Below are 26,698 nucleotides of genomic sequence, written 5' to 3'. Positions count from 1 at the left end.
GGAAATGTATCAGTGATATGAATGCCTTGAAAAGCTGTCGGCATAACTCAATTCTGGAAAGGGGTAAATTCCTTTGATGGAATCTACTAAACCCGATTTGGGATATCCCAGAAGAGGTTAGACACTCGCGTTATGGTCAAATCTCTACACACGCCCGCCTATGGGGCTTTCCGCCGAATAATGGCGATGGCTCGCGAGCGTCAAGGGTTGACGCAAGCGGAATTAGCCTCGCGCCTCGGAAAACCTCAATCCTTCGTTTCGAAATACGAAAGCGGTGAGCGTCGCCTCGACGTAGTGGAATTCGTTTCTGTTTGCGATGCCCTTGGTATGGAGGCGGCAGCGCTATTTGATTCCATTCTCGGTGCGACTAATGAATACAAACCAAGTCATCCAGGCGGCAAGTCAGCATCTGAATGAACTCCCCGGACACATCTTTGACGTGCTAGCAGTCAGCAAGCCGGTTTCCCCAGAAGCGGCAGTAAACCTTGCCAAAATTATCTCGAAGCTGTCCCCATTGCTGGGAAACATGATCGAGTTCAACACCTGCGAATTTTTGAACGAGAAAGATGATTTCAAATCGCTAGGAAAATGGATCCGCCAAGATCCTGGATTCCCAGACATCATCTTTGATGGAGGGGTAGAACCGACTCCAGGTTTTGAAATCAAAGCATGGTTCCCACTGGCAACCGAAATCACTGGGCGATTCAAGGACAGTCAAACCCATTTTTCGGGCGATCAAACTCACGTTGCGCTGATAGCGTGGCTGCCTGAGTTCTTAATATTTGGGAGACCGAAGATCATTGGCATTGCAGTCGCTTCAGGGGCGTCTGTGGCGTGTGCTCGAGACGAACACTATCACAAGCCGCCTGGTTATTTGGTGTTGGAACCGCAGGATACGAAGACGCGAACCAAAAATCTGCAGCAGACCAATACCGCAGGCTACAAGTGGCAGGCGAACGACAATTTGCAGATTGAATCCCAGAAATTAGCAGAGGCTGCTGGTTTGCTTGAATCATGGGGAGCTGACGCAAAAAAATACTCACCATCAGCTGAGTATCAGCAGAAGTTAAAGATATTGACGGGCCGATTCGATTACCGCTTGGATACTAATTTTGCCAAATTAGATCGTGTCGGGCATGCCGGTGTCGAAGCCTTTGCGAAATCCATCTATGCGATGGAGTACCACGGCATGACGATTGGTCAATGGAATAAGCTACTTCGTGGCATGAAGACTGAAAAGGGAACAGCCGCTTTAAAAACGGCTCTGACGGAAAAATTTGGCATCCAAGACGTGGATGCCGAAAAGGCCTTGGTTAAGTAAATAGATCGGGTTCGGTCTGAAATCGAGTCAAAGCTAGCTGAAAATAGTCGGGATCAAGTTCAGCTGAAAACGCTCGCCGCTGCGTTTGCTTTGCAGCAAGGCTGGCAGAGAACAGCCCCCCGAAGGGCTCCCAGATCGTGTCATTGGGCTGTGAGGATGCCTCAATGATCAACTTCATCAGATCCAAAGGCTTCTGATTTAAGTGGGCTACCTTGCTGCCAGTATCAGGCACTTTGATGCGCTCAGATCCTTTGAGAGGGGGGCGATCCCAAACGTTCATCCAGCCGTGCGGACAATAGAATTTTGAACGCATCTTGGACCAGTCATCCTCCATCATGGGGTGGATGCCGTTCTGTGAAAAGTAGGGACGGCCTTCGGGTTTGCCGTGCTCGTTGGCGTAAGCACTCATTTTGGCAAAGACTTCAGGTGGGGGGAAATACCACAGGTGACCTTGGTCTAGGTACTTCCGAGTAGCTGCATCTTTGACCCCACAAGCTTCGTTTGCTGATCTCATAGTCAGCCCGGTTCGCTTCCATTCTTTATAAAGCCAATGCTGCAACGTATCGTTATTGATTCTTGCTTCAAATACATACTGAACGCAGATTTCAGATACAACGGGGAAACGTCGTATTTTGGCGGTATTGACATTCCCTGCCACATGAGCTTTGCCCTTGTTCCAAACATTGGCGTTAACATAACGCCAACCGTGCTTTTCCAAGATGGGATGAGCCGCCGCCCATCCGATTTCGGAGTTCCAAAACCAGAGAGTGGTTTGCGGGGTGGCTCGCTTGCTCCACGCCTCGATATGGGGTTCGTACCACTTTGGGATATTGAGGTGATCCGATGTGTCGCCCTCAAAGCCCAGGATGCCATAAGCACCATCGGACACGATCACAGTGGGTGTATCCCAGCGATCGTAATGATCCAAACTGTTACCGAATGCGAGTGAGACCGCACCATCCTCATATAGAGGCTGGCTGGGCGGTGCTGATGACTTCAAAGCCTTAGCGCGCCCAACAGTACTGGTGCGTGGCTTTTTGATGGTTTCGGTGTCGTTCATGGTTCCGCCAAAAAATCCTATTTTAGGATTTTAATCTGTAGCTTGCAGTAGTGTCTACCTTCGAGCACAGAATACGGAACGGGCCATGCTTGTGCACTGGCGATTTGGTGACTAAGTGAGTACCAAGCAAAAATAGTGGTCGGTCCCAAATTTCGCTAGCTTCTCTATGTTGTCCATGGGACCCAAACCGGGGTTTAGGAGCAGTGGTTTTCACTGCGACCGGACGACCAAGTTTTTTCCCTTCAGCTTTCGCACGCATCAATCCTTGCTGGGTCCGTTCAATCAGAAGGTCCCGTTCAAATTCGGCTACAGCGCCTAGAACTTGCATGGTCATTTTTCAATTGGCAGGGTGGGTCAGTTTTCAATCAGCGCCAACAGCCTTAGGGGCTTTCTGGTGGGTGAGCTTTCGCTTTCACTCGCGGTGGTCGCGTGCGTACAGATCGGGATTGGGAACGGATCAAAACGTGGTGAAGCAATCAGGCCCGAATGACCGCTGCGCATCTGTTGAAAAAAACGTTCGGACTCTGCATATGCGATTACAAATGCAGCCTTGGCTTGTTGATGGTTTCGTGTATTCAGCGAACGGCGAATTTCAGTTTTGCCGATCACCTGTCGAATGTCATCCGGCACCCTGCGTCGGAGGTAGTAGATGCCCGAGTCGGGGGGCCGGAATGGTTGCGCTATCAATGCCATGTGTACCAGCCTTGTGTATCAGTTGGCTGGGAAAGGGCAGTTCAAGCGTGATTAGCGAATGGGGGCTTTGTCAGTCATGACCGGTTCAGCGTTGGCTCACCAGGTTCTCCGCCCCGCGCTCACGCACCCAGAACAAGGTCGCCCCGGCCACGGCCGCTGGCATCATCAGAATATTGACGAAGGGGATCATCAACGCCAGGTAGGTGATGCCGCCAAAACCCAGGCTCTGCCAGCGCTTGGCGCGCAACCAGGCGAGCATGTCCTGCCAGCTCATCTTGTGGTTGTCGGCCGGGTAGTCGATGTATTGGATGGCCATCATCCAGATACCGAACAGCAACCACAGTGGCGCGGCAATGATGTTCACCACCGGGATCAGCGAAAGGATGAACAGGGCGATTGCACGTGGCAGGAAATAGCCCAGCTTGCGCATTTCGCGGCCCAGGGTGCGCGGCACCATGGCGATCAGTTCAGCCCAGCTGAAGGCAGGGAAGTCATCAGTGCCACGCACCACCACTTCGACTTTTTCCGCGAGGAAACCATTGAACGGCGCGGCGATGATGTTGGCCAGCATGGTGAAGGTGAAAAACACCATCAGCGCCACCAGGGCGACGAACAAGGGCCAGAGCACGTAGTTGAGAAAACTCAGCCAGCTCGGCAGGCTGGGCATCAGCGTGTCGACCCAGAGGCTGAACTGATGTCCGGCAAAGTAGATCAGGCCGACGAAAAGCAGCAGGTTGACCACCAGCGGTAGTAACACGAACAGGCGCAGGCTCGGGCTCAGGACCAATTTCAGTCCTTCACGCAGGTACTGAGGGCCAGAGAGTACAGGGGCTTGCATAGAGAACTCCGGGTAAAGGCAAACGCGATGACCTTACCGAGTTTGAGCGGTCGACGAAAGCGCGGCGCAATCGGCGCAACGGGCTGTAACAAAAGCTCGGCACGCCATCGGGCAAGCCCTCATAGACAAACAACTGTAGTACTTAGGGATGAATAGAGCTGGCCTATAAGGTGGATTGTCTAAGGATATTTCCTTAATCTCTGCGGCCTCGCTAAAGTGCGCACATCTTTTCAACGCCTTCGAATTCTAATCTTCAAGGAGTTTTCATGAGCATTCTGGTCAACAAACAAGCCCCTGATTTCGATGCGGCGGCGGTGTTGGGCGACGGTTCGATTGTCGACAGCTTCAAGCTTTCTTCCCTGCGCGGCAAATACGTCGTGCTGTTCTTCTGGCCGCTGGACTTCACCTTTGTCTGCCCGTCGGAAATCATTGCCCACAACAATCGCATGGATAAATTCCGTGAGCTGGGTGTTGAAGTGGTTGGTGTCTCCATCGACTCGCAATTCACCCACCATGCCTGGCGCAGCACGCCGGTCGAGAAGGGCGGTATTGGCGAAGTCGAGTTCACCATGGTTGCCGACGTCAAGCATGAGATCGCTCGCGCCTACGGTATCGAGCACGAAGACGGCGTGGCACTGCGTGCCTCGTTCCTGATCGACCAGCAAGGCGTGGTTCAGCACCAGGTGGTCAACAACCTGCCGCTGGGTCGTGAAGTCGACGAGATGATCCGCCTGGTTGAAGCCCTGCAGTTTACTGAACAGCACGGCGAAGTCTGCCCAGCCGGCTGGCGTCCAGGCCAAAAAGGCATGAAGGCTGACGCCAAGGGCGTTGCTGACTACCTGGCAGAAAACGCTGCCAGCCTGTAAGGCTGCGCTTTAACGATTTTCAGAACCTGCGGCCAAAAGCCTTCCCCAAGTGCTTCGCAGGTTCTTTTTTATTCCAGCCGGCGATCCCGGCGTTACGATGTGGGCAATTCAGTGCCCACCTCGACAGGAGCGTGTCATGTCTGAAGTACGTCATTCGCGAGTGATTATTCTCGGTTCCGGCCCTGCCGGTTACAGCGCAGCGGTCTACGCGGCGCGCGCCAACCTCAAGCCGCTGCTGATCACCGGCATGCAGGCCGGCGGCCAGCTGACCACCACCACCGAAGTCGACAACTGGCCGGGCGACGCCCATGGCCTGACCGGCCCGGCGCTGATGCAGCGGATGCAGGAACACGCTGAGCGTTTTGAAACTGAAGTGGTGTTCGACCACATCAATGCCGTTGACCTGGCCAGCAAGCCGTACACCCTCAAGGGCGACAGCGCCACTTACACCTGTGACGCACTGATTATCGCCACGGGTGCCAGCGCCCGTTACCTGGGCCTGCCGTCGGAAGAGTCGTTCATGGGCAAAGGTGTTTCCGCCTGCGCAACCTGCGACGGTTTCTTCTACCGCAACAAGCCTGTAGCGGTGGTTGGCGGTGGTAACACTGCGGTTGAGGAAGCTCTGTACCTGGCCAACATTGCCAGCAAAGTGACTCTGGTCCACCGTCGCGAGACCTTCCGTGCCGAGAAGATTCTGATCGACAAGCTCAACGCCCGTGTGGCCGAAGGCAAGATCGAGCTGAAACTCAACGCCAACCTCGATGAAGTCCTGGGCGACGACATGGGTGTCACCGGTGCACGTCTGAAAAACAACGACGGCAGCTTCGATGAAATCAAGGTTGACGGCGTGTTCATCGCCATCGGCCACACCCCGAACACCTCGCTGTTCGAAGGCCAGCTGACCCTCAAGGACGGCTACCTGGTGGTCAATGGCGGCCGTGACGGCAACGCTACCGCGACCAATGTTGAAGGTGTGTTCGCTGCGGGCGACGTGGCTGACCACGTATACCGTCAGGCCATCACCTCTGCCGGTGCCGGTTGCATGGCGGCGCTGGATGTCGAGCGTTACCTGGACGGTCTGCAGAACGCTTCGTTCTGATCGTCCTGCCATAAAAAACCGGCTATTGAGCCGGTTTTTTTGTGCCTGCGCTAAACCTCAGAGGCTTAGTCGCATCGACAGATCCACCGCCTTCACATCTTTGGTCATGGCGCCAATCGAGATGTAATCCACACCCGTCTCGGCAATCACCCGCAGGGTGCTTTCGTTGATCCCGCCGCTGGCTTCGAGCTTGGCCTTGCCAGCATTCATACGCACGGCTTCGCGCATGTCGTCCAGGCTCAGTTCATCGAGCATGACGATGTCGGCACCAGCATCCAGGGCTTGTTTGAGCTCTTCGAGACTTTCCACTTCAACTTCCACCGGCTTGCCGGGGGCGATCTTGTGGGCGGCATTGATCGCTTGGGCGATACCACCGCTGGCAGCGATGTGGTTTTCCTTGATCAGGAAGGCATCGAACAGACCAATACGATGGTTGTGACAGCCGCCGCAAGTGACGGCGTACTTCTGTGCCAGGCGCAGGCCCGGCAGGGTTTTGCGGGTGTCGAGGAGTTTGACCTGAGTGCCTGCGACTTTATCGGCAAAAAACTGCGCATGGGTGGCCACGCCGGACAGCATTTGCAGGAAGTTCAGGGCGCTGCGCTCGCCTGAGAGCAGTGAGCGGGCCGGGCCTTCAAGGTGAAACAACGGCTGGTTAGCCTGCGCTCGCTCGCCATCTTTAACTTGCCAATGCACCGCCACCCGAGGATCAAGCTGACGAAACACGGCATCAACCCAGGCAGTGCCGGCGATCACACAATCATCGCGGGTAATGATGGCGGCCTTGGCCAGGCGCTCGGCCGGGATCAGTTGGGCGGTGATGTCGCCACTGCCAATGTCTTCGAGCAGCGCACGGCGTACGTTGGCTTCGATTTCGGCGGTCAGGTCGGCGAGGCGTAAATTCGGCATGGCAGGCTCCACAAGCTAAGTGCCCGGGATTATAGGGCAGGGCGGGGCGCAGTTGCAGCAAGCACGGCATCCTGACCTTTGGTCAGGCGAAATGAGCTTTTCGCCGATTCACCAGTCTATCCCCCGGCGCAGGACTTTCAGCCCACGCTGGCGAGTGTGTTGATTTTGCCAGATAATGCGACTTGTATTTGACGTCATGACTTTGACGAAGCCTCGCTTAATAACAAGACTAACCCTGCAAGGAGTCCGGGATGTATAACGACGGCAAGGTGGTGCCGATCAAGGCCGCCATCGATCAGGCGTTTACTACGCCTCTTGCTCGTCTGCCGGTGGTGCTTTTGCAGGTTCGTGACAAGGCCGCGCTGCACTTGCGCCAAGGTCTGCAGGCGCTGTTCGACAATGCTGACGACACGCTGTTCGAGATGGCCGACAAGGCAACCAGTAACAGCGAGCAGAACTTCCTTTTTGAAGCCATGCGCGACCTGCGCCTCAAACGCAAGAGCATTGAGCGTGGTTACCTCGACTGTTTCTATGATGCCTTCATGCGGATCGGCCAGGGTGAGCCGCTGCCTGAACTTTTGGCGAGCGCAAGTTTTGATCGGCCGGCGTTGTTGGGCAATGATGCACTGGAGCGCACCGTGACCGTGGACGCCATGGTCAACCGGGTTCTGGCCTGTGATGGTCTGGCCCTTGACCAGTTGACTCTGCGCTTTGCCACCTTGACCGGGCAACCCCTTAGTACACAGGGCAATCCGTTGGCACCGGCGATGCTGTGCGGCTATTTTCTCCAGGCCGGACGCAATCTGGGCGTGGGTATCAAGGTCAAGTTGATCATCCTTAAACTGTTCGAGCGTTATGTTCTGCAGGATGCTGATCAGCTCTATGGCGAAGCCAATCATTTGCTGCTGGTCACCGGTGTATTGCCCGAGCTCAAAGCGGTGCCTCGGCGCCGCACTCAAGACCGCCCCGCACCAAGTCCACAGGATGTGATCAAGCACGATCTGCGCGATGATCAGGACGTTGAGCTCGATGCCAACGAACAGGCGGTGTTTGCTTCCCTGCAAAACCTGTTGGCAAGAGTGCGTGGACGTGTTGCTCCGCGTCTGGAGGCCAGCACGCCCATGCAGCCGATCAGTACCCGAGACTTGTTACGCCTGCTTTCGCACCTGCAGCACTTTGTGCCACCGGCTGCAGAAGTCGACGATTTCAACCTGCATCAGCAACTTGAACAGCTACTGACTCGGGTCAGCGTCAAGAGCGGCACCTACCGTAAGGTTGAGGTCGTGGACGAGGACGTGATCAATTTGGTCGCGATGCTCTTCGACTTCATTCATGGCGACAGCAATCTGCCGCATTCGCTGCGCACTCTGATCGCACGCATGCAGATCCCCATGCTCAAGGTCGCGGTGCTGGACAAGCGTTTTTTCAGTCGCAGCAGTCATCCAGCCCGGCGTTTGCTCAACGAAATCGCCACGGCGGCCGTGGGCTGGGGTGCCAGTGACGACTGTCAGCGCGACGCGCTGTATGTGCGGGTGGAAAAAATCGTCCAGCGTCTGCTCAATGACTTTAACGATGATCCGGCGATCTTTGCCGATCTACTTGCCGAGTTTCTTGCCTTCAATAGTGATGAGCGGCGACGAAACGAGTTGCTCGAACAACGCACCCGAGATGCCGAAGAAGGCCGTGCGCGTACCCAGATGGCACGTCAGCGCGTGCAACAGGAACTCAATCGCCGGCTGCTGGGCAAAACCTTGCCGCGGTTTGTGGTGCGCCTGCTTGAAGAGGCCTGGAGCCAGGTGCTGTTGTTGGCCTGCCTCAAGCACGGGGATACCTCGACCCCGTGGCTGGGGGCGCTGGAAACCATGGATGAGCTGATCTGGAGTGTGGAGTTGCACAGCGAGCCGCCCGCACGGCTGCGCCTGCTGGAGGTGGTGCCCGGCCTGCTCAAGGCGCTGCGCGATGGCCTGGCCAGTGCCGCTTTCGATCCTTTTGCCACTCGCGAGTTCTTTGCCCAGTTGCAAGCCTTGCACGTGCAAGTGTTCGAGACTCGGTTCGCTGGCATTGCCCCGCTCAAGGATGCAAGCGAGCGGGTGTTGGTGCTTGATGAAATCGTGTTGCCCAGCCCGGAGCAGGAGCCATCTGTTCAGAGCCCAGTACACCTAGCCGATGATGACCCGGCGCTGTTGCAGGCGCAGCGTTTGCGTATTGGCAATTGGCTTGAGTTGATAGAGGGCGGCGAGGTGCAGCGGTGCAAGTTGATTGCGCAGATCGACAGCACCGATTCGCTGATTTTCGTCAATCGTACCGGCCTCAAGGTGCGCGAGTATTCACCTATGGCGCTGGCGGTGGCCTTGCGTCGTGGTGATGTGCGCCTGCTTGATGACACGTTGCTATTTGATCGGGCACTGGACTCGGTGGTCAGCCAGTTGCGTCGTCATCAGGCGCGCTAGTAGCCTGCGCGTTTTAACGATGCATCCCGTCACGCCTCGGGGCATACTGAGGCAGTGCCCTCGTGTTTCAGGATTTTCTATGCAACTGGACCGCTCTACAGGTTGGTTCGCCGGTATTACCCACTGCCCTTCACCGAACTTCAATACTCGCGCTGACGGCGAGGTCATCTCCCTGCTGGTGATTCACAACATCAGCCTGCCACCGGCGCAGTTCGCCACCGGTAAGGTCCAGGAATTTTTCCAGAATCGTCTGGACCCAAGCGAACACCCTTACTTCGATGGAATCAAGCACCTGCGCGTGTCGGCGCACTTTCTGATTGAACGTGACGGCAAAATCACCCAATTTGTGTCCTGCCTGGACCGCGCCTGGCATGCGGGGGTGTCGAGCTTCGAGGGGCGTGAGGCGTGCAACGACTTTTCCATCGGCATCGAACTGGAGGGCACCGATGAGTTGCCCTTCAGCGATGCCCAGTATCAGGCGCTGGAGGCGCTGACACGTGAGATCCAGGCAGCGTGGCCGGCGATTGGCAGCGAACGGATTCGTGGCCACAGCGACATTGCACCGGGCCGCAAGACCGACCCGGGCCCGGCGTTCAATTGGTCGCGCTACCGCGCGGCCCTCAAGGACAGTGAGGATAGATCATGAGTTTTCTGGTGTTGTTACTGGTGCTGTGGGTCGAGAAGTTCTCGGCACTGCGTCAGCAACTGCAACGCGATGGTTTCTTTTGCACTGAACTTGCGCGGCTGGAGCGCAGCGGCAAGAGTCATCCATGGTGGCTGCTGTCGATCCTGGTGCTGATGCCGGTGGTTGTAGTGGCCATGCTGAACCAAGTGCTACAACCGGTTGCCTATGGCCTGTTGGCCTTGCCCGTGCACCTGCTGGTGCTGATCTACAGCTTGGGGCGGGGCGATGTAAAAGCTTCCTTGGGACCGTTTCGTGATGCCTGGCGGCGGGGCGATGAACAGGCAGCGGTGCATGTGGCCGAGCGCGACCTGGGAGTGACCGGTGATGATGCATCGACCCTGCTCGAGCGGGTTCAGGGCCATTTGTTATGGCAGGCCTATCAGAGTTTTTTTGCGGTGATCTTCTGGTATGTCCTGTTGGGGCCCGCCGCTGCACTGGCCTACCGCTTGCTCGCCCTGACGGCCGAGCATGCTCATGGGGCGCCATTGCGTGAACGTGCTGAACAATTGCGCCATGCCTTTGACTGGGCTCCGGTGCGGATGCTCGGTGTGAGCTTTGCGTTGGTCGGCAACTTTGTCGCGGTCAGCCGGGTGATGCTGCATGAGCTGCTCAATTGGCATATTCCCGCGCCCAAACTGATTGCCTCGATCGGTCAGGTCGCCGGCGATATGCCACAGGGCGCACCCGCGGGGCCCGAAGGCCTGGTCGGTCTGGATTCTCTGTGGGAGCTGCTGCTGCGCTCGGCAGTGCTCTGGTACGCCTGTTTTGCCTTGTGGACTGTTCTCGGTTGACGGGTGCGGGTGGGGCAGCCGTTGGTCTGCCCCACTCCGATTTACCTTAAGTTACAAAACCCTGTTCCGATATGCGTTATACAGGCGCTGGTGATAATCATAAGTGGCCTAGTGCCATTGTGCGCGCAGAACAATAAGAATCGGAGGGGACCACCCGTGAAGAGCCTGTTGTATCCGGCCATCGCGCTGATGAATCGGTTGAGTTTCGGGATGAAATTCAGCCTGATAAGTATCCTGTTTTTCCTGCCCATGCTGGTGACCAACTATTACCTGGTCCGTGACTCCTATGCGCAGTTTCATGCCACTGAAGTTGAGCTGCAAAGCCTGGAACTGCTGGGCAACAGTTTGGCGTTGCGTGGCGATCTGGAAACCTTGGGCAACTTGGTGCAGATCAATGCCGTGCTCGGTCAGTCGGGCAAGGCAGAAGACATTGAGGCGCAAATTGGTACGCTGGAGAATCAGCTGCTGCAGCGCTTGAACGGGCTGACGGCGGTCAGTTCCGACGAAGCCCAAGCCAAGGATTTTCACGACAAACGTGATGAAATGCTCAGCCTGCTCAAGGCTGCCCAGGCTGAATCATCGTTGTTGAGCAAGGTCGCTTACCTGGACAAACTGCTTGGCCAGGCTCAGGTGCTGAGCAAAGTGATTGCCAGTCAGGCTGGGCTTAATCAAGACAGCGACTCGGCAATTCGCCAGCTAACCGAGCTGATGACCACTGTTACCCCGGAAATCACCCAGACGCTGGGTGAAGGGCGGGCAATGGGGGCCTATTCCTTGGGCCAGGGCTTTCTCAGTTCCGCGGTCAGCACGCGCTTTGAGGATTTGCTCCAACGCCTGGACAAGCTCTCGGCCAATTACGCGCTCAGGGTCCAGGATGCTTTGGCCACCGAGCCAGGGGCGCAAGCGCACCTGGGCAGCCTGGCCGTCAGCAGCCAGGCGTCATTGAAACAGGCCGGCGAACTGTTCGAAGAGCAGGTGGTGATGGCCGAAACCCTTGATGCGCCGTGGTCGGCCTTTTATCAGCAGGTCAGTCAGTTGATGGCGCAGACCTACGCCCTGAACACCGCCACCGGCGAATTTCTCGATCAACAATTGCAGCAACGTCTGGGCGAGCACCGACTGCACATGATTGTGCTGGTGTCGGCACTGGCCGGGGTGTTTTTGATGATCATGTACCTCTATGGCGGCTTCTATGCGTCGACTCGCCACACGCTGAAAACCTTGGGCGCGGTCATGGACAAAGTCGCTGCCGGTGACATGACGGTGAACTTTCGCGCCAGTAGCCGTGATGAACTGGGGGAGTTGGGCGCGGTGTTCAATGGCACCGTCCGGCGTATTCACGATCTGATTGAGCGGGTAGGCCACACGGTGGTCGAAGTCGGGCGCCAGGCCGAACAGGTCCATGCGGTGTCGGCCCGGAGTAACCAGGCTGTCAGTGGCCAGCGCGGGCAGATCGAGCAGGTCGCCACGGCAATGAACCAGATGTCGGCCACCGCCCAGGAAGTGGCGCGCAGCGCTGCAGCGGCAGTTAACAGTGCCCACAGCGTCAATCAGGAGACCGTCAGTGGCCGTGGCCTGGTGGAGTCGCAGCAGGGCAACATCGTGCGTCTGGCCGGCGAAATCGATCAGTCGGTGGTGGTGATCCACCAATTGGCCAGCGACAGCCAGGCCATCAGTCGGGTGTTGGAGGTGATCAAAAGCATTGCCGAGCAAACCAACCTGCTGGCCCTCAATGCGGCCATCGAAGCGGCGCGCGCCGGTGAGCAGGGGCGGGGCTTTGCCGTGGTGGCCGACGAGGTACGTACCTTGGCCAAGCGCACCCAACACTCCACCGAAGAAATCGAGCAGATGATTTCCCGGCTGCAGGGTGGCGTCGGTGCAGCGGTCAAAGCCATGGATGCCAGCCACCAGGTGGCTGCCGGCACGGTTGGGCAGTCACAGCAGGTGCAGCAGGCGCTGGAGAACATTCTTGGGGCGGTGGGCAGCATTGTCGACCAGAACCAGCAGATCGCCGCTGCAGTGGAGCAGCAGACCGCCGTCGCTCACGACATCGACCAGAACATCGTCGAGATCAATCGGGCGGCCGAACATTCCACCCAAGGCGCGCACCAGACCGAGGATGCCAGCCGTCAGCTGTCGGCGCAGGTACTGGAGTTGAAGCGGTTGATCGGCGCGTTCAGGGTCTGAGATCAGCAGTTGCTGAAGTTTTCCACGCTGTGACAAAGTAGCGCCCTGACGGATTCCAGGGAGCCGGATGTGTCGGCAACGCTGCGGGTGTAGTCTCACCCTCACAGCAACGGAACCACGAGTCCCCGCGATTCGGCTCCCTCAGCATATTCACTGACGAGGTACAGACATTGGCCATCATCCATCCTAAAGTTCGCGGTTTTATCTGCACCACTACGCATCCAACCGGTTGCGAGCTGAACGTACGTGATCAGATCGAAGCCACCCGCAAGCAGGGCGTGCGTAAGGATGGGCCGAAAAAGGTCCTGGTGATCGGTGCCTCCAGCGGCTACGGCCTGGCTGCGCGCATCACCGCAGCGTTTGGATTTGGTGCCGATACCCTGGGCGTGTTTTTCGAGAAGCCGGGTACTGAGACCAAGCCAGGTACTGCCGGCTGGTACAACGCCGCCGCGTTCGACAAGTTCGCCAAGGCAGAAGGCCTGTACAGCAAGTCGATCAATGGTGACGCCTTCTCCGATGAAGCGCGGGCCAAGGTGATCGAACTGATCAAGAACGAAATGGGCGGCCAGGTTGACCTGGTGGTCTATTCGCTGGCGTCGCCAGTTCGCAAGCTGCCTGCCTCTGCAGGCGAGCGTGCCGGTGAACTGGTGCGCTCGGCGCTCAAGCCGATTGGCCAGCCGTACCAGTCGACCGCTATCGACACCAACAAAGACACCATCATCGAAGCGTCGATTGAGCCGGCTAGCGAGCAGGAAATTGCCGACACTGTGACCGTCATGGGTGGTCAGGACTGGCAGTTGTGGATCGATGCCCTGAATGCCGCCGGCGTATTGGCGCCACAAGCGCGTACCGTGGCGTTCAGTTATATCGGTACTGAAATCACTTGGCCGATCTACTGGCACGGTGCTTTGGGCAAGGCCAAGATGGACCTGGACGAGACCGCCAAGCGTCTGAACACCAAGGTCGGTGGCGGCGCCAATGTCGCGGTGCTGAAGTCGGTGGTTACCCAGGCCAGTTCGGCCATCCCGGTAATGCCGCTGTACCTGTCCATGGTCTTCAAGATCATGAAGGAGAAGAACGTTCACGAAGGCACTCAGGATCAACTCGACCGTCTGTTCCGTGACCGTCTGTACCGTGCAGATGGCGCGCCAGCGGCGCTGGACGAAGAAGGGCGTCTGCGCCTGGACGACTGGGAACTGCGTGATGACGTCCAGGATGCCTGCAAAGCCCTTTGGCCGACCGTGACCACCGAAAACCTGTCCAGCGTGACCGATTACCAGTACTACAAGGACGAGTTCCTCAAGCTGTTCGGTTTCAAGCGCCAAGACGTTGACTACGACGCCGATGTGGCTACCGACGTACGGTTTGACTGCATCGAGCTGTAACCAGGCGCTGCTAAGGCCTTGTTGCCACACCTGTTTTAGTCAAGGTGTGGCAACTGTTGCAGCACCGAAACACAATTTGAAACAAGTCCGTCAATGGCCCTTTGCCATTCCCTCGCCGCGCTGATCTATACCACTCTCTAGCTGCCCTTCCAACCGCCCGGGTCACTAGGAGACGCCATGAGTGGATTGCAGAAACTAAAAGAGCGGATCAGGCAAAAAGGTCTCCAGAAGACCCTGAAAACACTCTGCGAACGCTACATCTTCTTCCACTGGGAATTGCTGTGGATGGAGCGCGATCTGGTCAGCCCCGTCCCTGCGCATAAACTGCGCGATCACCCGCCTGTACGGCGGGTCGATATCACCCCGGAAAACGCCGACGCTTTTGCCCGTTATTTCGGTGACCGCGTGCAGACCATGCGCGAGCTGGCAGCCGAAGGCCATACCGGGCATATGTACCTGGATGACAAGGGCGATGCCGTGGCCTTTATTTTCGGCAGCATGCGCGACTACCACGACCGCCACTATTACGGTTGTACCTTCCCGGTAAAACCTGGGGAGTTCTTTGAGTTCGGTGGCGAAATGACCCGCGCTTTTTTCGGTACGCGGTTGTCGGTGGATGCCCAGGTCGCACTATGGGACGCCATGCGCGCCCAGGGTTGCAACAAAGTGGTAGACGTCTGTGAAAGCCACAACATCCCGGCGCTGAAACTGCATATCCGTATGGGCTATCACGAACAGGGGCGAGTGATGCATGTGTATGGCCTGTTCGGACGCTGGCGCCTGTTCCGTGAAACCCGTTACGATGGCTCTCGCCTTTGCGGCCTGCGCAAGGTCCCGGCGCCGCGGGTAGCGGCTTCGGCATAAGAGGTCGATGAGCAGTCTCGAAGCGTTTCCACCGCTGCCAGTCTCAAGTAACAGCGCGCATCCCTTTGTGCAGATCGCTGCCGACGGTTATCCGCTCGGCGGCTGCTGTTGGCGCCATGAACAGGTGGTCAGCACGCGCCCGGTGGTGATCATCAACGCCGCCACATCAGTGTGCAGCCGCTATTACGCACGTTTTGCCGAGTATCTGTTCAGCCACGGCTTCGATGTCATGACCTATGACTATCGTGGCATTGGTGAGTCGCGTCCGGCTTCGCTACGTCACTTCCAGGCGTCATGGACCGACTGGGGTGCCCTGGATTTCGAGGCGATGGTTCAGCGTGCCTTGCGCGAGTTTCCCGGGCAACCCATTGATGTCGTCGGTCATAGCTTTGGCGGCTGTGCGGCGGGGTTGGCGGCGTCGTCCAGGCGTGTGCGCAGGTTGGTCACGGTCGGTGCGCAGTTTGCCTACTGGCGCGATTATGCCGTCGACAGTCGTTGGCAACTGTTTGGCAAATGGCATGTGCTGATGCCGCTACTGACGCGGTTGTGCGGTTATTTCCCAGGCAAGCGCCTGGGATGGCTGGAAGACACCCCGGCCGGGGTGGTCAAGGACTGGAGCACACTCACCGCGGCCTACGAGCTGCGTCCCAGTGGCAAGGCCCTGGTGGAGCTGCCCTTTGCTCACGTCACTGCGCAAACCCTGGCGATCAGCTTGAGTGATGATCCTTTCGGCACGGTCGCGGCGATCGAGCGGCTGTTGGCTTACTTTGAATCCAGTCCGCGTAGCCATTTGCGGATTGCCCCTGCCGACATAGACGAGAGGCATATCGGCCATTTTGCTTTTTTCCACCAGCGCTTTCAGGCCCGGCTCTGGCCAATTGCCCTGCAGTGGCTGCAGCAGGGGCAACTGGCTGACGATACGCCAGGACGGCTGAAGACCTTTAGCGGGCCTTGAGCGGCTGGGCGGCGAATTTCACCCCGGCCAGGCCATGCTCGATCAGCGCACGGATATTGCCGTGATCATTGCCCTCGGGTGTGGCCACTACTGAGCGATAGTGTTCGCCAAACGCCAGCAGGGCTTCTTCATCGCTCAGACCTTCCAGCAGGGCCAGGCCCAAGGTCTTGCACGAGCCTTCGTTTTGCCCGGCGGCATTTTCCACGCCACCGTTGCTGAACGCTTGCGGCTGGTAATCGTAATGCGCTGCGATAAACGCCAGGGTATCGGCAAAGGCATGCTCGCCGCTGTTCAGGCTTTGGCGCAGGGTGTTCAGATCAGTCATTGGGCTTTCCTTTGGCGAACGCCGCTTGTTGTTCGGCGCTGGCTTCTTTCTGGTATTGAGCTTTCCACTCGGCGTAAGGCATGCCGTAGACCACTTCGCGGGCCTGATCCATGCTCACTTCGATCTGACGCTCGTCGGCAGCGGCCTTGTACCACTTGGAGAGGCAGTTGCGGCAGAAGCCGGAGAGGTTCATCAGGTCGATGTTCTGGACATCCTTGCGGCTGTCCAGGTGTGCTACCAGCCGACGGAACGCAGCGGCTTCGAGTTCAAGTTTCTGTTGGTCGTTCATGGTCATTCTCGTAACAAGGACAGTTCAGTCTACCGCGATGCGGTTTTTCAGATGGCGGCCACCGTTGATGACCACGTTGCTGCCGGTGCTGTACTGACTCTCGAGCAGAAATTGCACCGCCTCAATCAGCGGTTGCGCGCCGGGCTCAAATTCCAGCAAGGCTTTTTTCAGGGTTTGCTGGCGGTAAGCCTCGTCGCTGTTTTCCTTGAGGATCAGCAGCCCCGGCAAAATGGCGTTGACCCTGACGGTCGGTGCGTATTTCTCGGCAAAGGACAGGACCATATTCTGCAACGCGGCCTTGGTGGCGGCATAGCCGATATGGCTTTTGCTGCCGCGTGAGGAGGTCTCGTCGCAGATGTGGATGATGTCGGCCTTGTCCAGCTTCTGCAGTTGCTCACCGAGGGCCAGGTTCAGGTGATACGGCGCCTCGACGTGCAGTTTGAACATGGTGTTGAGGTTGGCCAGGTCATCATCGAGCCACAATGAGGCGTTGTGGATGATTGCCCGCAGGCCGTCGTAGTTGCTCTGCAGGTGTTCGACCAGGGCCAGGCGATCGTCTTCGCGGCACAGGTCGATCTGCAACTGGATGATGTTCGGGTGTGCAGCTTCCGGGTTTTTGCTGCGGCTGGCGCTGACCACTGTATGGCCGGCCTGCGCCAGGTTCAGGGCCAACGCCAGTCCGACTCGTTGGCTGGCTCCGGTGACAAGAATTGGGCTGTTCATGGTGGGGGCGGTCAACTTTTACAGGTTCGCGTGGATGGCCCCCAGCATACCCGAACTAGGCAGGATTGCGCGCTCCCGGCGGGTTGACGCTGGGTGCCGAGGCATTAAGCCAATTGGCCAGCAATCGGGTCGACAATGGAATGAACAAATACACCATCAGCGGCGTCAGCCCCAGAGTGCTGAGCAGGATGCGCGGCACCAGCTCCAGCACGCTCAACCAGTGGCCGAACAGTAGGTTGAACAGCAGCGAAACCGGAAAGAATGCCAACCAGATTGCCACGGCCTGTTTCCAGCGCGGTGGGCGCTGTACCGGATTGCTGCCGAACCAGCCATCCAGGCCGCTGGCACGCAGCTCTTGGGGCTGTTCGAACAGGCCATTGCCACGCGCCAGCCAAGCCTTGCGTGAGGCGGAGTGCTCCCAGGCCTGCATAGTCTGTTCGTTGGTAAAGCGAAAGATGATCTGGAACTCATCACCTTGCGGGGGAGGGGCCAGGACGCCGGAACCCAGATAGCCGGTGAAGTCGGTGGCCAGTTGTTCGCCTTCGTGAAGCCAGCTCATCAGATCCTGATAGCGACCAGCGGCGACGCGGCGCGTGACCATCAAGGTTACGGGAGGGGTAGGCATTGTGTATCTCCTGGCAACGGGGCGTGGCGGGTGGCCTGCCCATGAAATGCGTCCGGGGTGGTGGACGGCATTTACTTGCATGCAAAAAGCGCGCACGGATTATTGCTGAAATAACCTGACTCGTCAGTGCTCGCTGCTCGCCGGAGATAGAAATGCTAATGGTCGCCTTCCGGCCGTGCAGAGTAGAATGTGCTTTGTCTTCTGAATTCGTGGTTTTCCGGCAATGTTTGAGCCTGCCCAGCCTTCGTCGAACCCTGGCGACCTCGATCATGAGGAGCTGTTTCCCATTCGCGAAGTCTCCCGTCTGACAGGTATCAATCCGGTCACTTTGCGTGCCTGGGAGCGTCGGTATGGGTTGATTCAGCCCACGCGCACCGAAAGTGGGCACCGGCTGTATTCCCAGGCGGATATTGACGAAGTCCGCAGCATCCTCGGTTGGGTTGAGCGGGGCGTGGCGGTGAGCAAGGTCGGCAAGATTCTCGCCCGTAGCCAAAGCATCAAGCCGCCAGCTGATTCGCCGCGCAGTCAGACCTCTGTGGATGACTTCAAACAATGGCAGCTGCAGTTGCGCCAGGCCCTCAGAGCGTTCGATGAGCGTCGCCTGGAGCAAGTCTACGGTCAGGTGTTCAGCAGTTATCCACTGGTAGTGGCTTTTCAGGACATCCTGATGCCGGTCTGGCAGGCGTTACGCAGCACCCAGGAAGCCTTCGGCCACCACAGCGAGTGGCTGTTCCTCGATAGTTTTCTGCGCGGTCGGGTGCTGCAGCGTTTGCAGCTATCGGCTGACCAGCAACCTGTCAGGGTAATGCTGGCAGCAATTCCCGGACATTGCCGGGAACTGGAGTTGCTGGTGACTGCACTGTTGCTTGGTAGCAGTGACATTGCCGTGACAGTACTGGCAGTGGGGCAGCCGTTGGAAGAGTTGAGCCTGGTGTGTGAGCGCATGGCGCCTCACGCGCTGGTGCTGTTCTCCAATCATCCCCCGGCGCCGGACCTGCCCAAACAACTGGCGCGTTTAGCCCTGGCATTTGAGTGTCCGTTGCTATTGGCCGGAGACGCTGCGGAGCTGGCCCAAGACAGCCTGATCGGTTCTCAGGTGGCGTGCCTGGGCAGTGAAGGGCGCTTGATGCGTCGGCGCTTGCAGCAGTACCTGGCGGGTCACTTGGACAGCTGAGGGTGCAGTTCCGGATGGGCTTGGCGATGGGCCTGAAGAATGTACTCGCGTAGCCGTTCGATTTCGCTCTGCTGACTCTCGCTCAAGTTGTAGGCGGCGAGGGTCTGGCCGGTACGTCGCTGGAGGATGCCGTGCAGGGCGATCGGCGCGCCGTTGGTGGGGCTGAACCAAAGGTCGAAGCTGCGCGGTGGTTCGGGCTGATCGCGGATTTCCAGCAGCACTCCCTTGAACGAAATTTCCCGCACCCACAGGCCGGTACTCAGGCCCAGCTCGTCTTCCAGTGCCACCGGTGTTTCCAGGGTCAGGCGCCATGGACGCATCATCGGGCCGTCTTCATAGATGTGCGGCGCACCCAGCTGTAACTGCAGGGCGTGAAACTCGTCTTCGACCAGCTGCAGGGGAAAGCTCATCTGCTGGTTTTCGAACTGCGCCTGCAAGGTCACTTGCTCCTGGGCAATCAGACGGGTCAGCAAGTCCTTGATCTGGCTGCCGCCATTGACCGTCAGGTGCGACGCCGACTCAGCCGCGGCGGGCTGGAACGTGTGCTGCATGGTCCTGATGAAGTCCAGCTCGTCCTGGGTCAGGAGGGCATTTGCTTGCATGGGCGAACTCGAAGTGTCAGTCGTGGATGCGTTTCTTCACCGTCATGGACAAGCAAACGGTGATTTGGTTTTTACCGTTCGTCGGCTTCCAGTTCGGCAATGCGCGCTCGAGCCTGGGTGAGTTCCCGCTCCAATTCGATCACGCGCTGCTCGGCTTCAACCTGGCGGCTGACATCCTTTTGAATGCCAATGAAGTATTTGAGCTGGTCGGCTTCGTTGAACACCGGAGTAATCGACAGCTCGTTCCAGAACCAGGTGCCGTCTTTACGGTAATTGCGCAGGATTTCCCGGCTTGGTTTACCGCTTCTGATCGCTTCACGGATTAACGCACGAGGGGCCTGGTCACGGTCGTCGTTCTGCAGGAAGCGGCAGTCACGGTAGAGAATGTCGTTGGCGTCATAGCCCGTCAACCGCTCGAATGCCGGGTTCACATAGATCAAAATGGTGTCGTCATCACCTTCCTGTTCGGCGACCACAATGCCGTCATTGGAAGCGTCAATCATGCGTTGTAGCAGTTTGGCGTTGATCATGGCGAAGTCCGTCTCGTTTTGGTTGGCGCGTGGCGGCTGATTCTAGAGTATTGAGTCTGTGGCTCACACTGGAGAATGAGGCCTTTTGCCAGCGCTGGATGCTAGTATCCTACGTTTTTACTCAGTTTCGGAATCCACTATGAAAGTCGCAATCCTTTCCGGTTCGGTCTACGGTAGCGCCGAAGAAGTCGCACGGCACGCCGAATCCCTGCTCAAGGCTGCAGGATTCGAGGCCTGGCATGCCAATCGCGCGACCTTGCAAGACCTCCAGGGCTTCGCTCCTGAAGCCTTTCTGGCGGTGACCTCGACCACTGGCATGGGTGAGTTGCCGGATAACCTGATGCCGCTGTTCAGTGAAATTCGCGATGTGCTGCCAGCGGCCTGGCGCGGTTTGCCCGGTGCCGTGATCGGCCTGGGTGATTCCAGCTACGGTGATACCTTCTGCGGTGGCGGTGAGCAGATGCGTGAACTGTTCGCCGAACTGGGTATCAACGAAGTGCAGCCGATGCTGCGCTTGGACGCCAGCGAAACAGTCACCCCGGAAACCGACGCCGAACCGTGGCTGGCTGAGTTGATTAAGGTACTGCGCGGCTGATCAATCCGCTTGCGGTTGCTCGCGCAGCAATTGCAGCCAAGCCTGAGCTGCGCGTGACAGGTAGGCGCCCTGGCGCCAGATAAAGGCGATGTCCCAGCGCAGGTCGCTTGGTTCACTCAGGATTAGGCGAACCACACCGGGGCGTTCCAGGCCCCGGGCCACCACACTGGGCAGCAGCACTACGCCTTGGCCCGCTGCGACCAGAGCAGCGAGGAAGTCGGCCTGCCCACTGCGTCCGCCTTCCTTGGGCGTAAACCCCAACAGTTGGCAAGCGCTGAGCAATCGATCATTGAGCACGAAGCTGCGCTGATACAGCAGGAATGGCGTGTCGGCCAATTGTGCGAGGCTGACCTGATCTGCCCCGGCCAACGGGTGATCAATCGGCAGCAGGGCATCGAGCGGTTCATTGCAGAACGGTTGGAAGGCGAACGCGGGATCGTTCGGGGTCAGGCTGCCCCCCAGTTCCAGCTCGCCGCTCAACACTGCCTGCTCGACATTGCGGCTGCCGCCCTCAAGCAAATGAATGGTGATGTTCGGATAGCGCCGACGGTACTCGGCGAACAGCCGGGCGAACAGCGCGTCACTGCCGAGCAGCGGCAGGCCCAGGCGCAGTTCACCGCGCCCCAGCTCGCTCAGGTCATCGAGTTCGTTGTGCAGCTCCTGGCGCAGGCGCAACATGGCTTCGCCGCGCTCCAGGACTATTTTGCCGGCCGCCGTCAGGTGTAACTGCGAGCCTTGACGCTCGAGCAGGGCAACGCCCAGATCCTGTTCCAACTGGGCGACCTGCTTGCTTACCGCCGACTGACTGATGTGCAGGGTGTGCGAGGCTTGGGTGAAGCTGCCGGAGTGAATCACCTCAACGAAACTGCGCAGTTGTTTGAGTTCCATTGCCTGGATTCCATTTTGGAATTGAAGCCAGTCTAACAATTCGTTTTTAGCGTGGGGAAGGTGCTTTTAGAATAGTGCCTTGAAGAGGTCTCTTGCGATGAAACCGACATCCATCAAACGTTTTTTACGCCTGCTCGCTGAGCTGGTGGTGTTCCTTGTCCTCTACGAGGTTGGCGGCCAATTGGCAGCATGGCTGGGCTGGCCGATCCCGGGCGGTGTCATGGGGCTTGCGCTGTTGCTGCTGGCCTTCGCGTTCGGCTGGCTGAAGCCGGCGGCCTTACAACTGGGGGCCGGTCTGCTGATGGCAGAGATGCTGTTGTTCTTTATTCCGGCGCTGATGAGCCTGCTCGACTATGGCAGCTTGCTGCGCGATGACGGCTGGCGAATTCTGTTGGTGATCGGCGTGAGTACCTTGATGGTCATGGTGCTGACAGCTCTGACTGTGGAGTGGGTGTGCCGCTGGAGGATGCGCCATGACACTTGAACCCATGCCACTGTTCTGGTTGGCCCTGACTCTGCTGGCCTATCTGGGCAGTCGCTGGTTGTACCGGCGCACTGGTCGTTACTTGTTGTCGCCGTTGATCCTGGTTCCGGTGCTGTTGCTGGCCGTTGCGGTACCGCTGAACACGGCCTATGCCGAGTATTCGCGCGATACCCACTGGTTGATGTCGGTGCTCGGGCCGGTGACGGTGGCCTTCGCGATACCTATCTGGCAGCAGCGTGCGTTGTTGGCTCGCCACTGGCCAGCATTGACCCTGGGCATGGTTGTCGGCAGCGCAGCGTCGATTGCCAGTTCCTGGGGCTTGGCGCATCTGTTGTCGCTGGATAACTCGGTGAGTCTATCGCTAGTACCGCGTTCGATTACTACACCCTTTGCCATGCCACTGGCCCGGGATCTGGGCGGTGTGCCAGAGCTGACCGCGGTTTTCGTGATGTTCACTGGCGTGCTCGGCGCAATGTTCGGTGGAATCTTGCTCAAGTTCCTGCCGTTGCGTACGCCTTTGGCACGTGGTGCGCTGTTCGGCGTCGGCGCGCATGGCGCCGGGGTCAGCCGCGCCAATGAGGTGGGTGGTGAAGAGGGTTCTGTAGCCGGCCTGGTGATGGTTCTGACTGGCCTGCTCAACCTGTTTGCAGCACCAGTGTTGAGCTTGATGTTGTAAACCTGCGCTATTTTGTGGCCTGACTCACAAGGCCAATAAGCTGGCTGCCAATGCAACTTACCTTTGTCTGTGGGCTGATTAGACTGCTTCACAGTAGAGCACACGAATGTGCCGAGGTGATTGCAATGATCGCAACAGATGCCTTGCTCAACACGACGTTTTTCTATTCTTCATCGGGACTACGCTGATGCCATTGGCCGAGATACCACTGTGTGTCTGGCGTACCCGGGGCCTGAGTTTTACCTTCCGCGACCAGACCATTCGTTATTGGACAGCAGGGCAAGGTGAGCCGCTGCTGCTTATCCATGGCTTTCCCACTGCCAGTTGGGATTGGCATTACTTGTGGGCGCCATTGGCCCAGCGGTTTCGGCTAATCGCCTGTGACATGCTTGGTTTTGGCGATTCTGCCAAGCCTGTGCATCACCACTACAGCCTGATCGAGCAGGCTGATCTGCAACAGGCATTGCTTGAACACCTGCAGGTCGAGCAGCCGGTGCACCTGCTCGCTCATGACTATGGCGGCAGTGTCTCTCAGGAGTTGCTGGCGCGGCACCATGAGGGCCGTGCGAACATCGCCAGTTGTGTATTTCTCAACGGTGGGCTGTTTCCCGAGCGGCATCGATCGTTGCTGATCCAGAAGCTATTGCTCAGCCGATTGGGCTGGCTGGTGGCACGCTCCTTCGGGCGCGACGACTTGGTGCGCCATGTCACTCAGATCTATGGCCCGTGCACCCGTCCCAGTGAAAGCGCGCTGGATGATTGTTGGAGCTTGATTGCATCTAATCGTGGCACGCGGATCCTGCACAAACTGGTCACTTACGTGCCAGAGCGGGCGGTTCATCGTGAACGTTGGGTGGGCGCCATGCAGAAGGAAGGGGTGCCCTTGCGCTTTATCAATGGCGCCGTCGATCCGGTGTCTGGCGCCCATATGCTTGAGCGTTACCTGGAGCTGGTGCCGCATCCCGATACCGTGCTGCTGCCAGGCATCGGTCATTACCCGCATACCGAAGCACCGACACAGGTGCTGCGCCACTACCTGACGTTTCGTCAACAGCCGCTGGCGCACTTGTCGCAGAAGGTGGCTTGGTCCTGAGGGGCCAAGCCGGTGTCACTATCTACTGGCCTTATCGCCTGCCATTCATCCCGTGCCTGCTTGATTGTGTGCTGGTAGCTGCTGGCCGACACTCGGGCATTTCTTGCTGATTTCCTGGAGTGTTGAGCATGAGCGATTCGCTGCGGCTGGACGATAAAGTGGTGATTGTTACCGGCGCTGGTGGCGGCCTGGGCCGGGCCCATGCCTTGTTGTTCGCAGCTTACGGTGCGCAGGTTGTGGTCAACGACCTGGGCGGCTCGACCCATGGTGAGGGCGCTAGTGCCTCAGCCGCCGATCGGGTGGTGGCGCAGATTCGGGAGGTGGGCGGCACCGCGGTGGCCAGCCATGATTCTGTGGCTGATGGTCAACGTATTGTCGAGCAGGCGCTGGACACCTTTGGCCGGGTCGATGTGCTGGTCAACAACGCCGGTATCTTGCGCGACAAGACTTTTCACAAGATGGACGACAGCGACTGGCAGCAGGTTTACCAGGTGCATGTCGAAGGTGCCTACAAAGTGACCCGCGCTGCCTGGCCGCATCTGCGGGAGCAGAACTGGGGGCGGGTGATTTTCACCGCCTCGACCTCGGGTATCTACGGCAACTTCGGCCAAGCCAACTATGGCATGGCCAAACTCGGCCTATATGGCCTGACCCGGACCTTGGCCATTGAAGGGCGCAAACACAACATCCTGGTCAATGCCATTGCTCCTACAGGTGGCACACGCATGACCGAAGGCCTGATTCCGCCCCAAGTGTTCGAACAGCTCAAGCCGGAACTGGTCAGCCCGTTGGTGGTGTACCTGGGCAGCGAGCATTGCCAGGACAGCGGTGGTTTGTACGAAGTGGGCGGCGGCTGGGTGGGCAAAACACGTTGGGAGCGTAGCCTGGGCGTGGGTTTCAACCCGCATCAGGGCTTCACCCCGGAGGATGTGGCCGCCAACTGGCAAGCGATCGGCGATTTTACTGACGCTGTGCACCCGCAGGACAGCCTGGAGGCATTGCAGCAGATGATGGCCAATCTACAACGACTCTCTCAATAGCGCCTGCCTACCTGAGGTTGTGGTCGTCGGATGATCCTGCCTATGCTGGGCGGCCATGATCGATGCAGGAGTACAAAGGATGTACGAGTCCAAGGCCGAAGCGGTGATTTCCACTCGGCAGTTTCGCTTTCGCTTGCTGCGCCATGGCCTGGCGGCATGTCTACTGTTGATCGTTTCGATCCTGTTCGGCGTGTTTGGGCACCTGTACTTCGAACCGCACATTCCCTTGCACGACGCGATCTTCAACGCCACCTTGCTGCTGGGAGGGGTAGGGCCGGTGATCCTGCCTGATAGCGTCGGCGGCAAACTGTTCTTTGCCGCTTATGGCTTGTATGTCGGCTTGGTCTTTGTTGCCACTATCGGTTTGATCTTCGCACCTATCGCTCACCGGCTGTTGCACCGCTTTCACTTTGATGATGGCGATGACTGAACTGCAAATATAAAAAAGGCCGCTGCAATGCAGCGGCCAAGTAAGACGTAGATTAAGGAGCTTCAAAATCAACGTCGGTGAACCTGTTGCCGGGAAGCGGGATGTGCACGCTTGAAATGCCCGGTCCAGAGCGGCTGCCAGTGGTGGCGCGGTCCAGCTGAAAAAAGAATAAGCTGCTGAGCCGAAAGGAAAAATAGCCGATTTGGACATTCACTGTTGCACCTCTGGCAACAGTTCAACGCGGTTCACGTTAGCGCAGCAGTCGGTGAATGAGTGTGAGACTTTGTAAGCAATTTTATGGGGCTTGTTCGTAACCCATGCGCCAACTGATCATCTTCGCTGCCGCCAACAATTGCTGCGCAGCCGGACCTTGTTCATCCGCATGGAAGATGGAGGTCGGGCCGACCACGGTCAGCACCGCGGCAATCTTGCCCACGGCGTTGAACACCGGTGCCGACAGGGCATCTACACCGGGCATCAACAAACCGTGAACGTGATGCAGGCCCCGCTGGCGAATGTCGGCAAACAGTGCCTCGTACGTTTCGGCTTTGTGATTCAGAGCGGTCAATTCCTGGTCACGCAGCTCGACGGTCTCACGCTCCGGCAGGTAGGCGCCAAACACTAACCCGGTGGATGAACTGAGCAACGGCAGCACCGAGCCGATCTGGGTAACGACGGTCACCGCGCGTACTGCCGGCTCGATGTTAACCACCGTAGCGCCCTGGTTGCCCCACACAGCAATGAAGCAACTTTCGTTAAGGTCGTCGCGCAACTGCGACAGCGGCATGGCCGCGACTTTCAAAACGTCCATCCCGCTCAGTGCCGCCAGGCCCACGCGCAAGGCTTCACGGCCGAGGCCATAGTGGTTGGTGGCCGGGTTCTGTTCGGCAAAGCCGCTGGCAATCAGCGCCTGCAAGTAGCGGTGTACCTTGCTCGCTGGCATGTCGACATGTTCGGCCAGACGCGACAGCGAGGTCGAGGGCGACAGCTGCGCCAAAGCCTTGAGGATGTCGGTGCCGACTTCAGCTGAACGGACCTTCTGTTTGCCGCTGTTATCGGCGGGGGAGCTGGCTTTGGCCATGGTGCATTCGATCCGGGTGGTCCAGGTGGGCGTCTTTATAGCT

The 26,698-nt window shown here is 58.1% G+C and carries 30 protein-coding genes and 2 pseudogenes; 19 read left to right on the top strand and 13 right to left on the bottom strand.

What is annotated here, in order from left to right:
• Positions 1 to 132 precede the first annotated feature (132 nt).
• Positions 133 to 417, top strand: coding sequence for a helix-turn-helix domain-containing protein (locus ACQRAX_RS13480; protein ID WP_427867739.1), 285 nt, complete (start codon positions 133 to 135; stop codon positions 415 to 417).
• Positions 371 to 1,321, top strand: coding sequence for a hypothetical protein (locus tag ACQRAX_RS13475; RefSeq protein WP_412038591.1), 951 nt, complete (start codon positions 371 to 373; stop codon positions 1,319 to 1,321). Before ACQRAX_RS13480 ends, ACQRAX_RS13475 begins: the two co-directional genes overlap by 47 nt.
• Here ACQRAX_RS13475 and ACQRAX_RS13470 read toward each other — a convergent pair.
• From ACQRAX_RS13470 to cysZ, 4 genes and pseudogenes are all read right to left on the bottom strand, one after another.
• On the bottom strand, positions 1,314 to 2,381 hold the full coding sequence (locus ACQRAX_RS13470; protein WP_412038592.1) for a DNA methyltransferase: 1,068 nt from the start codon (positions 2,379 to 2,381) through the stop codon (positions 1,314 to 1,316). The two genes, ACQRAX_RS13475 and ACQRAX_RS13470, sit on opposite strands and share 8 nt — an antisense overlap.
• Positions 2,382 to 2,580: 199 nt before the next feature.
• A pseudogene (locus ACQRAX_RS13465) lies at positions 2,581 to 2,718 on the bottom strand (recombinase family protein); the annotation flags it as partial.
• A gap of 17 nt (positions 2,719 to 2,735) precedes the next feature.
• Entirely contained in the window at positions 2,736 to 3,074 is a 339-nt protein-coding gene (locus ACQRAX_RS13460) for a DUF6538 domain-containing protein (protein WP_412038593.1), read from the bottom strand.
• Positions 3,075 to 3,159: 85 nt separating this feature from the next.
• Positions 3,160 to 3,912: a sulfate transporter CysZ gene (cysZ, locus tag ACQRAX_RS13455; protein ID WP_412038594.1), complete on the bottom strand. Its 753-nt coding sequence runs from the start codon at positions 3,910 to 3,912 to the stop codon at positions 3,160 to 3,162.
• Between the two features lie 266 nt (positions 3,913 to 4,178).
• On the opposite strand from cysZ, the gene ACQRAX_RS13450 reads away from it, so the two are divergent.
• Positions 4,179 to 4,778, top strand: coding sequence for a peroxiredoxin (locus ACQRAX_RS13450; protein ID WP_045188136.1), 600 nt, complete (start codon positions 4,179 to 4,181; stop codon positions 4,776 to 4,778).
• A gap of 136 nt (positions 4,779 to 4,914) precedes the next feature.
• Positions 4,915 to 5,877, top strand: a complete 963-nt coding sequence (gene trxB / locus ACQRAX_RS13445) for a thioredoxin-disulfide reductase (protein ID WP_412038595.1) — start codon at positions 4,915 to 4,917, stop codon at positions 5,875 to 5,877.
• 57 nt (positions 5,878 to 5,934) lie between these two features.
• On the opposite strand, the gene nadC is transcribed toward trxB, so the two are convergent.
• On the bottom strand, positions 5,935 to 6,783 hold the full coding sequence (nadC, locus tag ACQRAX_RS13440; RefSeq protein WP_412038596.1) for a carboxylating nicotinate-nucleotide diphosphorylase: 849 nt from the start codon (positions 6,781 to 6,783) through the stop codon (positions 5,935 to 5,937).
• Positions 6,784 to 7,034: 251 nt separating this feature from the next.
• On the opposite strand from nadC, the gene ACQRAX_RS13435 reads away from it, so the two are divergent.
• From ACQRAX_RS13435 to ACQRAX_RS13400, 8 genes and pseudogenes are all read left to right on the top strand, one after another.
• Positions 7,035 to 9,233: a DUF1631 domain-containing protein gene (locus ACQRAX_RS13435; protein ID WP_412038597.1), complete on the top strand. Its 2,199-nt coding sequence runs from the start codon at positions 7,035 to 7,037 to the stop codon at positions 9,231 to 9,233.
• 79 nt (positions 9,234 to 9,312) lie between these two features.
• Positions 9,313 to 9,879 carry a 1,6-anhydro-N-acetylmuramyl-L-alanine amidase AmpD gene (gene ampD, locus ACQRAX_RS13430; protein WP_412038598.1) on the top strand — a complete coding sequence of 189 codons (567 nt, stop codon included), beginning with the start codon at positions 9,313 to 9,315 and terminating at the stop codon, positions 9,877 to 9,879.
• A complete protein-coding gene (gene ampE / locus ACQRAX_RS13425) occupies positions 9,876 to 10,709 on the top strand; it encodes a regulatory signaling modulator protein AmpE (protein WP_412038599.1) in 834 nt (277 codons plus the stop codon). The genes ampD and ampE overlap by 4 nt, the downstream gene beginning before the upstream one ends.
• Positions 10,710 to 10,898: 189 nt before the next feature.
• A pseudogene (locus tag ACQRAX_RS13420) lies at positions 10,899 to 12,041 on the top strand (HAMP domain-containing protein); the annotation flags it as partial.
• A gap of 141 nt (positions 12,042 to 12,182) precedes the next feature.
• Entirely contained in the window at positions 12,183 to 12,896 is a 714-nt protein-coding gene (locus ACQRAX_RS13415) for a methyl-accepting chemotaxis protein (RefSeq protein WP_427867740.1), read from the top strand.
• Positions 12,897 to 13,066: 170 nt separating this feature from the next.
• Complete coding sequence (fabV, locus tag ACQRAX_RS13410; RefSeq protein WP_412038600.1) at positions 13,067 to 14,281, top strand: enoyl-ACP reductase FabV; 1,215 nt, start codon at positions 13,067 to 13,069, stop codon at positions 14,279 to 14,281.
• A 177-nt stretch (positions 14,282 to 14,458) separates the two neighbouring features.
• Positions 14,459 to 15,145, top strand: coding sequence for a GNAT family N-acetyltransferase (locus tag ACQRAX_RS13405; protein WP_412038601.1), 687 nt, complete (start codon positions 14,459 to 14,461; stop codon positions 15,143 to 15,145).
• Positions 15,146 to 15,152: 7 nt separating this feature from the next.
• Entirely contained in the window at positions 15,153 to 16,100 is a 948-nt protein-coding gene (locus ACQRAX_RS13400) for an alpha/beta hydrolase family protein (RefSeq protein WP_412038602.1), read from the top strand.
• Here the strand turns inward: ACQRAX_RS13400 and ACQRAX_RS13395 are convergent.
• From ACQRAX_RS13395 to ACQRAX_RS13380, 4 genes are read right to left on the bottom strand one after another with little or no spacing between them, the layout of a single operon-like run.
• Positions 16,087 to 16,425 carry a HopJ type III effector protein gene (locus ACQRAX_RS13395; RefSeq protein WP_412038603.1) on the bottom strand — a complete coding sequence of 113 codons (339 nt, stop codon included), beginning with the start codon at positions 16,423 to 16,425 and terminating at the stop codon, positions 16,087 to 16,089. The genes ACQRAX_RS13400 and ACQRAX_RS13395 overlap by 14 nt on opposite strands.
• Positions 16,418 to 16,714, bottom strand: coding sequence for a DUF1244 domain-containing protein (locus tag ACQRAX_RS13390; protein WP_412038604.1), 297 nt, complete (start codon positions 16,712 to 16,714; stop codon positions 16,418 to 16,420). The genes ACQRAX_RS13395 and ACQRAX_RS13390 overlap by 8 nt, the downstream gene beginning before the upstream one ends.
• 24 nt (positions 16,715 to 16,738) lie before the next feature.
• A complete protein-coding gene (folM, locus tag ACQRAX_RS13385) occupies positions 16,739 to 17,437 on the bottom strand; it encodes a dihydromonapterin reductase (RefSeq protein WP_412038605.1) in 699 nt (232 codons plus the stop codon).
• A 55-nt stretch (positions 17,438 to 17,492) separates the two neighbouring features.
• Positions 17,493 to 18,062, bottom strand: a complete 570-nt coding sequence (locus ACQRAX_RS13380; protein ID WP_412038606.1) for an antibiotic biosynthesis monooxygenase — start codon at positions 18,060 to 18,062, stop codon at positions 17,493 to 17,495.
• A 223-nt stretch (positions 18,063 to 18,285) separates the two neighbouring features.
• On the opposite strand from ACQRAX_RS13380, the gene ACQRAX_RS13375 reads away from it, so the two are divergent.
• A complete protein-coding gene (locus tag ACQRAX_RS13375) occupies positions 18,286 to 19,236 on the top strand; it encodes a MerR family transcriptional regulator (RefSeq protein ID WP_412038607.1) in 951 nt (316 codons plus the stop codon).
• Here ACQRAX_RS13375 and ACQRAX_RS13370 read toward each other — a convergent pair.
• On the bottom strand, positions 19,221 to 19,838 hold the full coding sequence (locus ACQRAX_RS13370) for a hypothetical protein (RefSeq protein WP_412038608.1): 618 nt from the start codon (positions 19,836 to 19,838) through the stop codon (positions 19,221 to 19,223). The genes ACQRAX_RS13375 and ACQRAX_RS13370 overlap by 16 nt on opposite strands.
• Positions 19,839 to 19,909: 71 nt before the next feature.
• Positions 19,910 to 20,368 (bottom strand): PAS domain-containing protein, encoded by a 459-nt coding sequence (locus ACQRAX_RS13365; RefSeq protein ID WP_412038609.1) that lies wholly within the window; start codon positions 20,366 to 20,368, stop codon positions 19,910 to 19,912.
• Between the two features lie 139 nt (positions 20,369 to 20,507).
• Here ACQRAX_RS13365 and ACQRAX_RS13360 point away from each other — a divergent pair, with 139 nt between their 5' ends.
• Positions 20,508 to 20,963, top strand: coding sequence for a flavodoxin (locus ACQRAX_RS13360; RefSeq protein ID WP_412038610.1), 456 nt, complete (start codon positions 20,508 to 20,510; stop codon positions 20,961 to 20,963).
• Here the strand turns inward: ACQRAX_RS13360 and ACQRAX_RS13355 are convergent, their stop codons facing one another.
• Positions 20,964 to 21,851 carry a LysR family transcriptional regulator gene (locus ACQRAX_RS13355; protein WP_412038611.1) on the bottom strand — a complete coding sequence of 296 codons (888 nt, stop codon included), beginning with the start codon at positions 21,849 to 21,851 and terminating at the stop codon, positions 20,964 to 20,966.
• A 97-nt stretch (positions 21,852 to 21,948) separates the two neighbouring features.
• Between ACQRAX_RS13355 and ACQRAX_RS13350 the strand changes: the two genes are divergently transcribed.
• The 5 genes from ACQRAX_RS13350 (at position 21,949) to ACQRAX_RS13330 (ending at position 25,574) form a co-directional block, all read left to right on the top strand.
• Positions 21,949 to 22,335 carry a CidA/LrgA family protein gene (locus tag ACQRAX_RS13350; RefSeq protein ID WP_412038612.1) on the top strand — a complete coding sequence of 129 codons (387 nt, stop codon included), beginning with the start codon at positions 21,949 to 21,951 and terminating at the stop codon, positions 22,333 to 22,335.
• Positions 22,325 to 23,011 carry an LrgB family protein gene (locus ACQRAX_RS13345; RefSeq protein WP_412038613.1) on the top strand — a complete coding sequence of 229 codons (687 nt, stop codon included), beginning with the start codon at positions 22,325 to 22,327 and terminating at the stop codon, positions 23,009 to 23,011. The genes ACQRAX_RS13350 and ACQRAX_RS13345 overlap by 11 nt, the downstream gene beginning before the upstream one ends.
• Before the next feature lie 187 nt (positions 23,012 to 23,198).
• The gene (locus tag ACQRAX_RS13340; RefSeq protein ID WP_412038614.1) at positions 23,199 to 24,104 is read left to right on the top strand and encodes an alpha/beta fold hydrolase; all 906 of its coding nucleotides are present in this window, start codon (positions 23,199 to 23,201) and stop codon (positions 24,102 to 24,104) included.
• 128 nt (positions 24,105 to 24,232) lie between these two features.
• On the top strand, positions 24,233 to 25,144 hold the full coding sequence (locus ACQRAX_RS13335; protein ID WP_412038615.1) for an SDR family oxidoreductase: 912 nt from the start codon (positions 24,233 to 24,235) through the stop codon (positions 25,142 to 25,144).
• A gap of 79 nt (positions 25,145 to 25,223) precedes the next feature.
• Positions 25,224 to 25,574 carry a hypothetical protein gene (locus tag ACQRAX_RS13330; RefSeq protein ID WP_412038616.1) on the top strand — a complete coding sequence of 117 codons (351 nt, stop codon included), beginning with the start codon at positions 25,224 to 25,226 and terminating at the stop codon, positions 25,572 to 25,574.
• Positions 25,575 to 25,869: 295 nt separating this feature from the next.
• On the opposite strand, the gene ACQRAX_RS13325 is transcribed toward ACQRAX_RS13330, so the two are convergent.
• Positions 25,870 to 26,655 carry an IclR family transcriptional regulator gene (locus ACQRAX_RS13325; protein WP_412038617.1) on the bottom strand — a complete coding sequence of 262 codons (786 nt, stop codon included), beginning with the start codon at positions 26,653 to 26,655 and terminating at the stop codon, positions 25,870 to 25,872.
• Positions 26,656 to 26,698 lie beyond the last annotated feature (43 nt).

The sequence above is a fragment of the Pseudomonas sp. UM16 genome (assembly GCF_050312595.1).
Lineage (GTDB): Bacteria > Pseudomonadota > Gammaproteobacteria > Pseudomonadales > Pseudomonadaceae > Aquipseudomonas.
Note: the sequence above shows the minus strand (reverse complement) of the source record. Positions and strands in the feature narration are given on the sequence as shown.